Genomic DNA, 12,069 nt, shown 5'->3' on the forward strand with positions numbered 1-12,069 from the left:
GGCGGGCTGTGTGCCCGCGCCCCTGTGGGGCGCTTGATTTGTTTCAGCCGGCCAGGCCGGCCGCCGAGCAGGGAACTGGATCGTGGCGCACGCGACCGATACGACTGGCACCGAACCCACCCGCCGCGATTTTCTGATGCTGACGACCGGCGCTTTCGGCGCCGTCGGCGCCGCCGCCCTCGTCGTGCCTTTGCTCGGCCAGCTGGCTCCCGACGCGCAGGTCGTTGCCGCCGGCGCTCCGATCGATCTCGACCTCGCCCCGATCGCGGAAGGCCAGGCGATCAAACTCTTTTGGCGCGGCAAGCTGATCTTCGTGCGCAATCGCACCAAGAAGGAGATCGACGAGGCCAAGGCCGTCGATGTCGCGACGCTGCGCGATCCGCAGACCGACGAACAGCGCACCAAGGCGGGCCATGAGCGCTATCTCGTCGTCTACGGCAACTGCACCCATCTCGGCTGCGTGCCGCTCGGCAACGCCGCCGGCGAGCCGAAGGGCGAGTTCGATGGCTGGTTCTGCCCCTGCCACGGCTCGCACTACGATTCCTCCGGCCGCATCCGCAAGGGTCCCGCGCCGCTGAACCTGCCGGTGCCGCCCTACGCGTTCACCGCGGACACCAAGATCAAGATCGGCTGAGCCTCCTGAAGGCGAGGACGGCATCGAGCGGATTTGAGAGAGCTTGAGGCGAGCATGAGCGGTCACAGCACCTACCAACCGAAGACCGGGATCGAGCGCTGGCTCGATGCACGGCTGCCGATCGTGCGGCTGATGCACGATTCCGCGGTTTCCTATCCGGTGCCGCGCAATCTCAACCTGCTGTGGACCTTCGGCGGCATCCTGGTGTTCATGCTGGTGGCGCAGATCATCACCGGCGTGATCCTGGCGATGCACTACACGCCGAACGCGACCATGGCGTTCAACTCCGTCGAGCACATCATGCGCGACGTGAACTTCGGCTGGCTGCTGCGCTACCTGCACTCCAACGGCGCCTCGATGTTCTTCGTGGCGGTCTACATCCACATCTTCCGCGGCCTGTACTACGGCTCGTACAAGGCGCCGCGCGAGGTGCTCTGGATCCTCGGCGTCATCATCTTCCTGCTGATGATGGCCACGGCGTTCATGGGCTACGTGCTGCCCTGGGGCCAGATGTCCTTCTGGGGCGCGACCGTCATCACCAACCTGTTCTCGGCGCTGCCGGTGATCGGCGAGACGATCGTGACCTTCCTGTGGGGTGGCTACTCGGTCGACAACCCGACGCTGAACCGCTTCTTCTCGCTGCACTTCCTGCTGCCGTTCATGATCGCGGGCGTCGTCGTCCTGCACATCTGGGCGCTGCACCATGTCGGCCAGAACAACCCGACCGGCGTCGAGGTCAAGGACGTCAAGAAGGATACCGTTCCCTTCACGCCCTATGCGACCATCAAGGACCTGTTCGGCATGGTCTGCTTCATGCTGGTCTTCGCCTGGTTCGTCTTCTACCAGCCGAACTTCATGGGCCACGCCGACAACTACATCCCGGCCAACCCGGCCTCGACGCCTGCCCACATCGTGCCGGAATGGTACTTCCTGCCGTTCTACGCGATCCTGCGCGCCATTCCCGACAAGCTCGGCGGCGTGCTGGCGATGGGCGGCGCGATCGTGATCCTCGCCTTCCTGCCCTGGATCGACACCTCCAAGGTCAAGTCGATGACTTACCGCCCGATCGCGCGCCAGTTCTTCTGGATGTTCGTCCTGGTCTGCATCGGCCTCGGCTATCTCGGCGCCATGCCGGCGGACGAGCCCTATGTGACGATCTCGCGCATCCTGACGGTGCTGTATTTCGGCTTCTTCGTGGCGCTGGCGCTGATCGGCATCTTCGAACGGCCGGCCCCGCTGCCGACCTCCATCGCCGACTCGGTGCTCGGCGGCTCGGGCGCGCGCCTCGGCCACGCCACCGCCGCGGCACCGCAGGCCAAGGGCTGAACGAGACCATGAGCAAGATGTCCCTCCGCCTGTCGCTCGCCGGTCTCGTCACTGGCCTGACCCTTGCCGTGTCCGCGCCTGTCCTGGCTGCCGAAGGCGCTCCGAAGCCGCCGGCGCAGAGCTGGTCGTTCGCCGGTCCGTTCGGCAAGTTCGACCAGGCCCAGCTGCAGCGCGGCTTCAAGGTCGCCAAGGAAGTTTGCGCCAACTGCCACGCGATGAACCTGATCCGGTTCCGCAACCTGTCGCAGCCGGGCGGCCCTGGCTTCACCCCGTCGCAGGTCGCGGCGCTTGCGGCGAGCTACACCAACATCAAGGACGGCCCGAACGACGCGGGTGAGATGTTCGAGCGCCCCGGCCGTCCGGCCGACGCCTTCCCGGCGCCGTTCGCGAACGAGCAGGCGGCCCGTGCCGCCAATGGCGGCGCCTATCCGCCGCCGATCGACATGCTGGCCAAGGCGCGCACCTATACGCGCGGCTTCCCCACCTTCATCTTCGACATCTTCACCCAGTATCAGGAGCAGGGGCCGGACTATATCGTCGCGCTCCTGACCGGCTATGCCGAGCCGCCGGCCGGCGTGACGCTGCTGCCGGGGCAGAACTACAACAACTACATGCCCGGCCACCTGATCGCGATGCCGAAGCCGCTGAGCGACGGCCAGGTCGAGTACCCGAAGGGTGCGGACGGCAAGTCGCCGGTGCCGGAGACGGTCGAGCAGTACTCCAAGGACGTCGCCGCCTTCATGGTCTGGATGGCGGAGCCGCATCTCGAGGCGCGCAAGCGCATGGGCTTCCAGGTGATGATCTTCCTGGCGCTCTTCGCCGGCCTGCTCTACTTCACCAAGAAGAAGATCTGGTCGCGCCTGCCCGACCACGCCTCGGCGCACTGAGCGAGATCTGAGTTCGAAAGGGCCCCGGAGACGGGGCCCTTTTCGTTTATCGGCCACATTCGATCGTCTGCGCAGCCGTATTACGGCTGTCACGAATCTCGATCCTTATCCGGGCAATCATCGGAGGCTGAGGCATGGCTGAAGCGGTTCTGGGCATCATCGGCGGGTCCGGCATCTATGACCTGCCGGGCCTGACCGATCTGCGCGAAGAGCGGATCGAGAGCCCCTGGGGCGAGCCGTCCGACGTGCTCCGGATCGGGCGGATGGGAGAGACGAAAATCGTCTTCCTGCCGCGCCATGGCCGCGGCCATGCGATCCCGCCCTCGGAGATCAACTACCGCGCCAATATCGACGTGCTGAAGCGGGCAGGGGTGACCGATCTCGTCTCGCTCTCGGCCTGCGGCTCCTACAAGGCCGAGCTCTATCCCGGCCTGTTCGTGCTGGTCGACCAGTTCGTCGACCGCACGGCAGGTCGCGCCAGCTCCTTCTTCGGCAAGGGTTGCGTCGCCCATGTCTCGGTGGCGCATCCGGTCGGCCCGGCCTTGCAGGGGCGGATCGCCGCTGCGGCGACGGCGGAGGACCTGCCGTTCGTCAAGGGCGGCACGCTCGTCACCATGGAAGGCCCGCAATTCTCGACGCTGGCGGAATCGCTGACCTACAAAGGCCTCGGTTACGACCTGATCGGGATGACGGCGATGCCGGAGGCCAAGCTCGCGCGCGAAGCCGAGATCACCTACGCCACCGTCGCGATGGTGACCGACTATGATTGCTGGCACGAGGAGCATGGAGCGGTCGACGTCGCCTCCGTGATCGCGGTGCTGCACGCCAATGCCGACAAGGCCCGCCGGCTGGTGGCGCGGCTCGCCGCCGACTTCCCGCGCGAGCGCGAAGCCTGCCCGGCCGGCTCGCACAATGCGCTGGACTTCGCCATCGTCACGGCACCAGAGCATCGCGACCCCAACCTCGTGGCCAAGCTCGACGCGGTGGCCGGGCGCGTGCTGACGGCGCAGGGCTGACACTGCGCCGGCTTTCCCGGACCGGCCACCTCGGGTTAAGAGGAGCCGCCCCAGCCGATGGACTTTGTCATGGACCGCAGCGCGCTCGACGATCTGAAGAATGCGATCCGGACGATCCCCGACTATCCGGCGCCGGGAATCCAGTTCCGCGACATCACCACCCTGCTCGGCGATGCCCGTGCCTTCCGTCGTGCCGTGGACGAACTGGTGCAGCCTTTCGCCGGGCTGAAGATCGCCAAGATCGCCGGGATCGAAGCGCGCGGCTTCATCCTCGGCGGCGCCGTGGCGCACCAGCTCTCGGCCGGCTTCGTCCCGGTGCGCAAGAAGGGCAAGCTGCCGCATGAGACGGTCGGCATGCCGTATTCGCTCGAATATGGCGACGACGAGATCGAGGTACACAGGGACGCGGTTTCGCGCGGCGAGCGGGTGCTGCTGGTCGACGACCTCGTCGCCACCGGCGGCACGGCCGAGGCGGCGGTGAAGCTGCTCTCTTCGCTCGGGGCCGAGGTCGTCGCCGCCTGCTTCATCATCGACCTGCCGGACCTCGGCGGCGCCGACAGGGTCAGGCGGCTCGGCGTGCCGGTGCGCACGCTGGTCTCCTTCGCGGGGCATTGAGGCGATGAAGATCCACGGGCGGCATTACCGCACCATCTGGCTCGACGAGGACGGCTGGGGCGTTGTCGTCATCGACCAGACGCGGCTGCCCTTCCATTTCGAGACGGTGAGGCTGGCGACCGCAGAAGAAGCCGCGCATGCGATCCGCCACATGACGGTGCGGGGCGCCCCGCTCATCGGTGCGACCGCGGCCTACGGTGTCGCGCTGGCTTTGCGCGTCGATGCCTCCGACGCGGCCCTGGAGCAGGCGCTTGCATTGCTCGGCGCGACCCGGCCGACGGCGGTCAACCTGAACTGGGCACTGGCGCGGATGCGCCGGCGCCTGACCGGCCTGCCGCAAGCCGAGCGCGTCGCTGCGGCCTATGCCGAGGCGGGGGCGATCTGCGACGAGGATGTCGCGCTCTGCCATGCCATCGGCGAGCATGGCCTCGGCGTGATCCGCGAGATCGCGGCGAGAAAGCCGGCAGGCGAGCCGGTCAACATCCTGACCCATTGCAATGCCGGCTGGCTCGCCACCGTCGACTGGGGCACGGCGCTGGCGCCGATCTATCTGGCTCACGATGCCGGCATCCCGGTCCATGTCTGGGTCGACGAGACCCGGCCGCGCAACCAGGGCGCGGCGCTGACAGCCTATGAGCTCGGCAGCCATGGCGTGCCGCATGCGGTGATCGTCGACAATGCCGGCGGCCATCTGATGCAGCACGGGCAGGTCGACATGGTGATCGTCGGCACCGACCGGACGACCGCCAGCGGCGACGTCGCCAACAAGATCGGCACCTATCTCAAGGCACTGGCGGCAAAGGACAACGGCGTGCCGTTCTATGTGGCGCTGCCCTCACCGACGATCGACTGGACGCTGCAGGACGGGCTGCGGGAGATTCCGATCGAGGAACGCAGCCAGCGCGAGGTCACGCACCTGTTCGGACAGGCTGAGGATGGTCGCACCGGCTTCTTCCAGGTGGCGGCGCCGGGCAGCGCGGCCTGCAACCCGGCTTTCGACGTGACGCCGGCGCGGCTCGTCACCGGGCTGATCACCGAGCGTGGCATCGCGCCGGCGAGTGCCGAGGGCCTGGCCCGGCTGTTTCCGGACCTCGCACAGGGACAAGCGGCATGAGCGAACAGGCATTGCGCGAGGACATCGTCGCGGTCGCGCAGGCGATCGACAAGGCTGGCTTCTGCCCGTCGAAATCCGGCAATGTCTCCGCCCGCTTCGGCGACGGATTCCTCCTCACGCCGTCGGGCCTGCCCTATGCGCGAACCAAGCCGGAGGACCTGATCCACGTCGCCCTCGACGGGACGGTCCTGAGCGGCAGCCGAAAGCCGTCATCGGAATGGCCGTTCCATGTCGCGATCTACAAGGCGCGACCTGATGCGCAGGCGATCGTCCACACCCATTCGCCGCGCGCCACGGCGCTGTCCTGCGCGCGGCGCGGCATCCCTGCCTTCCATTACATGATCGCGCTTTGCGGCGGCGCCGACGTCCGCTGCGCCGACTACGCCACCTTCGGCTCGCCGGAACTGGCGGAGAATGCGGTCAGGGCGCTGGAGGGACGCAAGGCGGTGCTGCTCGCCAATCACGGCGTGATCGCGCTGGGCGCGAGCCTGGCGGGGGCGCACACCATCGTCGCCGAGGTCGAGAACCTCGCCGGGCAGTATCTCGACCTGCTCGCCTCGGGACTCGAGCCAGTCATCCTCGATGCGGCGGAGATGGAGCGCGTCTCGGCGAAGTTCGCAGGTTACGGCAAGGTCGGCTGATCTTAAGGGCCGATCTCACCGGTTGTTAACGGCTCTGCGCTATAGGGGGCCGGATGAAGCTCTCGCGCTATCTGCTCGACTCGCTTGACGCCCTCGGTATCGGCGTTTGCGAATACGATGGCGAGATGCGGGCGCTGTGCTGGAACCAGACCTTCCTGCAGATATTCCCCGAGGACGTGGGCGAGATCTATGTCGGCGAGCCTTATGCCGACAATCTTCAGCGCTTCTATCGGCTCCGTCTCTCGCCCGAGGAGATGCCGGAGATCGCGCGGCATGTCGCCGAAGGCGTGACCCGCCACGAGAACCAGACACAGCCCTTCGAGTTCATCCACAACGGCCGCAAGCTGCGCGCCTCCTCGCTGCGGGCTCCGGATGGCGGCCGCGTGCGGCTCTGGCAGACGCTCGATGTCGAGACGCCTTCCGAGGCGGCCCCCGAACTGGTGTTGCCGGTCATTGACGCGCTTCGCTTCATCCCCGACGGCGCCACCATCCTCGATGCGAAGCAGCGGGTGATCGCGACCAACAACGCCTTCCGGCGGCTCTACGACCTGCCGAGCGGCACCCCTGTGGTCGGCCGCTCGCTGGACGAGATCATCGCCTGGTGCTGGCGCGGCGCCTCGCCCATGGGCGCCTGGCGCGCGGCGATCAGCAACGGTCTGCGCTATGACGGCGTGCCCTTCGAGATCGAGTTGCCGGGCCAGCGTTGGCTCCGGCTGATCGCGCGGCATGGCAAGGGCGGCGTCAGCTTCTTCACCCATGCCGACATCACCGTCGCCAAGCGCCAGCAAATGGAACTGCTGGAAGCGCAGGAGGCGCTGCGCCGGGCCAATGCGGCGCTGGCGGAGCTGGCGGAAACCGACGGCCTGACCGGCCTCGCCAATCGCCGCCGCTTCGTCACCCGCCTCGCCGATGCTGCCGCCCGGCCGGAGCCGCTGGCGCTGATGATGATCGACGTCGACCACTTCAAGACGATCAATGATCGCTTCGGCCATCTCGTCGGAGACGCCTGCCTCAAGGCCATCGCCGAAGTCATCGCGGCCCAGGTCACCCAGGCTTCGGCGCTGGTCGCCCGGATCGGCGGCGAGGAATTCGGCGTCCTGCTCGGCGACGCGTCGATCGAGGCTGCGAAGGAGGTGGCGACGACCATCCGCCGCGCCCTGCGGCGCGTGCCCTGGCGTCTGCTTCATGACGAATTGACCGGCGTGACCGTCTCGATCGGTCTGTGCGCCGGGAGGGGGCCGCTGGACGGCACCAGCCTACACGCCAATGCCGACGAGGCGCTCTACGCCGCCAAGCGCAACGGCCGCGACCGCATCGAGCTGGCCAGCCCGCCGGCTCCAGCGGTTCCCCGGTGCATTGCCGGATAGAAGGGCGTCAGTCGGAGGGCCTCAGGCCGGCTTGCGTTCGATGAAGACGCAGCCGTCGAAGCTCAGCACCGTCTCGCCCTTCTGGTTGACGCCGGTGTTGTGGTGGAAGAACAGGCCCCAGTCCGGGCGCGAGACGCTCGGGCGCTTGTCGGCGACGGCCGAGTGATAGGTGATGCGGTCGCCGGCATAGACGGGTTTCAGCCAGCGCAGGTTCTTGAAGCCGGGCGAGGGGCCAAGCCGCGGGGCTGCGGCCGGCGCGAGCATGGCCTCCTGCCGGCGGCGGTGGCTGACCATCGCCGCCATCCAGCCTGCCGCCGTATGCCAGCCGGAGGCGCAGAGGCTGCCGAAGGAGCTTTTCTTCGCCGCCTCTTCGTCCATGTGGAAAGGCTGCGGGTCGAAGGAGCGGGCGAAGGCGACGATCTCCTGCGGGGTGAAGACGAGGCTGCCGAGTTCGTAGCTGTCGCCGATCACGAGCTCGTCGAAATAGCGGGGAGGGGCGGTGGGCTGCGCGGGTGGCGCGACCGCAGTGGTCAGCTCCGGTGCCTGATAGCTGGCGGGATGTGCCAGCCAGTCGCCGCGTGCCGCCTCGAAGCCTGAGCCGCGGCGGCCGAACATGACCCAGTTGGTCTGCTCGACCACCGGCTCGCCGCGCTGGTTGAGCAGCTCGAAACGGAACTTCACCAGCCCCATCTCCGGTCGCGAGCGCGATTCCTTGGTCTCGGCGACGGTCCAGCGCAGGCGCAGCGCGTCGCCGGGCTTGACCGGGCGCAGCCATTTGACCTCCTCGATGCCGGGCGAGCCCATCGAGGTCGCATCGAGGAGAAAAGCTTCCGCCACCAGCCGCATCAGCAGCGCGCAGCTGTGCCAGCCCGAGCCGATCAGCGAGCCGACGAAGCTCGCCTTCGCCTTCTCGGGATCGATGTGGAAGTCCTGCGCGTCGAAACGCTCCGCGAATGCGAGGATGTCGTCCTGCGAGACGGGAAGCGAGCCGTACTCGTTGACCGAGCCCGGGACGAAGTCCTCGAAGTAGAGCATCGCTAGTCCATCTCGTTGATCAGGCGCACATCCTGCGCGGGAGCCCGCCGATGATCGAGTGGAAAACGCGCAAACTCCGAATGCTCACCGCACATGGCGCCGGAGCGGTTTCCGCTCCGGCGGTGCGCGCTCAATTGGCGAAGCGGAAATGCAGCACGTCGCCGTCGGCGACGACATACTCCTTGCCTTCAAGGCGGAACTTGCCGGCCTCGCGCGCGCCGGCCTCGCCCTTGTTGGCGATGTAATCCGGGTAGGCGATGGTCTCGGCGCGGATATAGCCCTTCTCGAAATCGGTATGGATCACGCCGGCGGCGGCGGGGCCCTTGGTGCCGTTCTCGATCGTCCAGGCACGGGCCTCCTTCGGCCCGACGGTGAAATAGGTGACGAGGTTGAGCAGAGCGTAGCCAGCACGGATCACGCGGTTGAGGCCGGGCTCGTCGAGGCCGACGGCTTCGAGATAATCCTTCTGGTCGGCGGCCGGCAGCACCGCGATCTCGCTCTCGATCTTGGCGGAGACGACGACGGCGACCGCGCCTTCCTCGGCGGCGCGCGCCTTGACCTGCTCGGAGAAGGCGTTGCCCTTGTCGGCGCTGGCTTCCTCGACATTGCAGACATAGAGCACCGGCTTGGACGAGAGCAGGCCGAGCATCTCGAACGCCTTGCGCTCATCGGCCGCGACCTGGACCAGGCGGGCCGGCTTGCCCTCGCGCAGCAGCACGAGGCAGCGGTTCATCAGGTCGGCTGCTTCCTTGGCTTCCTTGTCGCCGGACTTGGCCTTCTTCTCCAGCGGCAGGACGCGCTTCTCGAGGCTTTCGAGATCGGCCAGCATCAGCTCGGTCTCGATGATCTCGATATCGTTGACGGGCGAGACCTTGCCCTCGACATGGGTGATGTCGCCATCCTCGAAGCAGCGGACGACATGGGCGATGGCGTCGCATTCACGGATATTGGCGAGGAACTGATTGCCGAGGCCTTCGCCCTTGGAGGCGCCGCGCACGAGCCCGGCGATGTCGACGAAGGTCAGCCGGGTCGGGATGATCTCCTTCGAGCCGGCGATCGCGGCGAGCTTCTCCAGCCGCTCGTCGGGCACGGCGACGTCGCCGACATTCGGCTCGATGGTGCAGAAGGGATAGTTCGCCGCCTGCGCCGCCGCCGTCTGCGTCAGCGCGTTGAAGAGGGTCGACTTGCCGACATTCGGCAGGCCGACGATACCGCATTTGAAGCCCATGGTGCCCGTCCAGTGCATCGCGGCGGATTTCGTCGCCGCGGAAACGTATCTCGGTTCTCCCGGGCCTTATTGGGTGCAGAGCAGCAAAAGACAAGATGGCGGGTTGCGGCGCGGCTCACGCGAACGTGCATGGCGGCGCCTTTGCCGAGCGCGCACGAGTGGGCGCGACGGACAAAGACCGGCTGCCGGAGCTGCCCCATGCGCCTTGCCTCGCTCGCCCTGATCGGCCTCGTTACACTCTTCTCCGCCGGCGTGCAGGCGCAGACGCCGCAGACCCGCATACGCGGTACGGTCGAGCGGCTCGACGGCCAGTCGCTCACCGTCAAGACGCAGGAAGGCACGACGGCGGTCGCTCTTGCCTCGAACTATTCGGTCGGCGCGGTGGTGAAGGCCGGGATAGCCGACATCAAGAAGGGCAGCTTCATCGGCGTCGGCGCCCGCATGTTGCCCGGGGGCGGGCTGTCGGCCGTGCAGGTCTTCATCTTCCCCGAGGCGATGCGCGGCACGGGCGAGGGGCACCGGCCCTGGGCCGTGCTGCCAGAGGCGACGATGACGAACGCGACAGTGGCCGAAACGGTCTCGCGGGTCGACGGCGGCAGCGTCACGCTGACCTATCCGGGCGGCGAGCAGACGATCGCGATCACACCCGAGGCCAACATCATCATGGCCGCGCCGGCGGAGGCTGCCGATCTCGTGGCGGGCGCGCAGGTGGTGCTGACGGCGAGCCGGCAAGCCGATGGCAGCCTGTCGAGCAACCGGGTGACGATCGCCAAGGCAGGCGCTCAGCTGCCGCTCTGAGGAGAGCCTTATTCGGACTTCTCGCCGAGGCGCTTCACTGCGCCATGGCCGCGCGCGTCCATGAAGAGGTGGACCTTGTTCTGGAAGCCGGCATCGTCATGGGCGGCGAGCAGGGCTGCATTGTCGGCGCAGGCCGTGCAGAGGTCCTCGACCCAGGGCTCCTCGGCCTTGCCGAAATCATTGAGCACGTAGGCATGGACCAGCGCCTTGTCGCCGGGATGGCCGATGCCCATCCGCACCCTGCGATAGTCGTTGCCGATCGCGGCCGTTGTCGAGCGCAGGCCGTTATGGCCGGCATTGCCGCCGCCGAGCTTCACCCGCAGCTTGGCAGGAGGAAGGTCCAGCTCGTCATGGAAGACGACGACGTCGGCGGGAGCGACCTTGAAGAAGCGCGCGGCTTCGCCGATCGCGCGGCCGGACTCGTTCATATAGGTCTGCGGCAGCAGCAGCAGAGCCTTCTCGCCGCCGATCGTCGCTTCGCAGGCGTAAGCCTGGAAGCGGGCGCGCCAGGGCGAGGCGTTGCAGGCGCGGGCGATCGCCGCGACCGCCATGAAGCCGATGTTGTGGCGGTTGCGGGCATAGCGTTGGCCGGGATTGCCGAGGCCGGCGAAGATCAGCATCGTTCGGTTCCGCACCGGTTGTCATAGCAAAACGGCCGGGCATGCCCGGCCGTCCGCAAGCATAGTCCCGAAGGAGGCGCCAGGCTCAGGCCTTGGCGGCTTCGGCTTCGCCCTCGGCGGCGACGGGCTCTTCGTCCTCGACCGTCGGCGGGATGATCGTGACCAGGGTCAGATCCTTGGTCGAGGTCAGGCTGACGCCGGCCGGCAGCTTCAGCGCGTCGATGTGCAGCGTATCACCGACTTCGAGCCCGGCGACCGAGACCTCGATGAACTCGGGGATGCTCTCGGGAGCGACTTCGATCTCGAGCGAGTGCGCGACGATCTGGAGGGCGCCGCCGTTCTTCAGGCCCGGCGACTGCTCCTGGCCGACGACGTGCAGCGGAACCTCGACCTTGATGGTCTGGCCGGCGGCGACGCGCAGGAAGTCGACGTGGATCGGGAAGTCCTTGACCGGGTCGAGCTGGTAGTCGCGCGGAATGGCGCGCGTCTTCTTGCCGGCGACGTCGATCTCGAACAGCGTGGTCAGGAAGTGACCAGCATAGATCATCTGGCGGGTCTTGTTGGCATCGAGCGCGATGGCGACGGGGGCTTCGCCCGCACCATAGATCACGGCGGGAGTGAGGCCCTGGCGACGAACTGCCCGGGCGGCCCCCTTGCCGACCTGGGCGCGCGCCGAAGCCTGAATCTGCTTCACGGCGGTCATGTGTCTGATCCTTAGTTCTTCAAAAGACATGGCCGCCTGCCGGCGGCCATTGCGGTTTGCGCCCCTGCCTCCAAGGGTGTCAGTG

13 protein-coding genes are annotated in these 12,069 nt (G+C 67.4%); 9 read left to right on the forward strand and 4 right to left on the reverse strand.

Annotated features, from left to right (window positions below; genetic code table 11):
- The first annotated feature begins 82 nt into the window (after positions 1-82).
- From petA to BMZ21_RS21700, 8 genes are all read left to right on the forward strand, one after another.
- Complete coding sequence (gene petA / locus BMZ21_RS21665) at positions 83-634, forward strand: ubiquinol-cytochrome c reductase iron-sulfur subunit (protein ID WP_280141487.1); 552 nt, start codon at positions 83-85, stop codon at positions 632-634.
- 54 nt (positions 635-688) lie between these two features.
- The gene (locus BMZ21_RS21670; RefSeq protein WP_091839256.1) at positions 689-1,960 is read left to right on the forward strand and encodes a cytochrome b; all 1,272 of its coding nucleotides are present in this window, start codon (positions 689-691) and stop codon (positions 1,958-1,960) included.
- Between the two features lie 8 nt (positions 1,961-1,968).
- Positions 1,969-2,847 carry a cytochrome c1 gene (locus BMZ21_RS21675; RefSeq protein ID WP_091839259.1) on the forward strand — a complete coding sequence of 293 codons (879 nt, stop codon included), beginning with the start codon at positions 1,969-1,971 and terminating at the stop codon, positions 2,845-2,847.
- A gap of 134 nt (positions 2,848-2,981) precedes the next feature.
- Entirely contained in the window at positions 2,982-3,863 is an 882-nt protein-coding gene (locus tag BMZ21_RS21680) for an S-methyl-5'-thioadenosine phosphorylase (RefSeq protein WP_091839262.1), read from the forward strand.
- A 69-nt stretch (positions 3,864-3,932) separates the two neighbouring features.
- Entirely contained in the window at positions 3,933-4,478 is a 546-nt protein-coding gene (locus tag BMZ21_RS21685; protein WP_091839483.1) for an adenine phosphoribosyltransferase, read from the forward strand.
- A gap of 4 nt (positions 4,479-4,482) precedes the next feature.
- The gene (gene mtnA, locus BMZ21_RS21690; protein ID WP_091839266.1) at positions 4,483-5,592 is read left to right on the forward strand and encodes an S-methyl-5-thioribose-1-phosphate isomerase; all 1,110 of its coding nucleotides are present in this window, start codon (positions 4,483-4,485) and stop codon (positions 5,590-5,592) included.
- Positions 5,589-6,233 carry a class II aldolase/adducin family protein gene (locus tag BMZ21_RS21695; RefSeq protein ID WP_091839271.1) on the forward strand — a complete coding sequence of 215 codons (645 nt, stop codon included), beginning with the start codon at positions 5,589-5,591 and terminating at the stop codon, positions 6,231-6,233. Before mtnA ends, BMZ21_RS21695 begins: the two co-directional genes overlap by 4 nt.
- Positions 6,234-6,286: 53 nt before the next feature.
- Positions 6,287-7,600, forward strand: a complete 1,314-nt coding sequence (locus BMZ21_RS21700) for a GGDEF domain-containing protein (RefSeq protein WP_091839274.1) — start codon at positions 6,287-6,289, stop codon at positions 7,598-7,600.
- A 21-nt stretch (positions 7,601-7,621) separates the two neighbouring features.
- Here the strand turns inward: BMZ21_RS21700 and BMZ21_RS21705 are convergent, their stop codons facing one another.
- Positions 7,622-8,635: a MaoC family dehydratase gene (locus tag BMZ21_RS21705; RefSeq protein ID WP_091839279.1), complete on the reverse strand. Its 1,014-nt coding sequence runs from the start codon at positions 8,633-8,635 to the stop codon at positions 7,622-7,624.
- 130 nt (positions 8,636-8,765) lie between these two features.
- Complete coding sequence (gene ychF / locus BMZ21_RS21710; RefSeq protein ID WP_091839282.1) at positions 8,766-9,863, reverse strand: redox-regulated ATPase YchF; 1,098 nt, start codon at positions 9,861-9,863, stop codon at positions 8,766-8,768.
- 198 nt (positions 9,864-10,061) lie between these two features.
- On the opposite strand from ychF, the gene BMZ21_RS21715 reads away from it, so the two are divergent.
- A complete protein-coding gene (locus BMZ21_RS21715) occupies positions 10,062-10,661 on the forward strand; it encodes a hypothetical protein (RefSeq protein ID WP_091839287.1) in 600 nt (199 codons plus the stop codon).
- An 8-nt stretch (positions 10,662-10,669) separates the two neighbouring features.
- Here BMZ21_RS21715 and pth read toward each other — a convergent pair whose 3' ends face one another.
- Complete coding sequence (gene pth, locus BMZ21_RS21720) at positions 10,670-11,281, reverse strand: aminoacyl-tRNA hydrolase (protein ID WP_091839291.1); 612 nt, start codon at positions 11,279-11,281, stop codon at positions 10,670-10,672.
- Between the two features lie 85 nt (positions 11,282-11,366).
- A complete protein-coding gene (locus BMZ21_RS21725; protein ID WP_091839295.1) occupies positions 11,367-11,984 on the reverse strand; it encodes a 50S ribosomal protein L25/general stress protein Ctc in 618 nt (205 codons plus the stop codon).
- Positions 11,985-12,069 lie beyond the last annotated feature (85 nt).

This window comes from Allobosea lupini, assembly GCF_900109525.1.
Classification (GTDB): domain Bacteria; phylum Pseudomonadota; class Alphaproteobacteria; order Rhizobiales; family Beijerinckiaceae; genus Allobosea; species Allobosea lupini.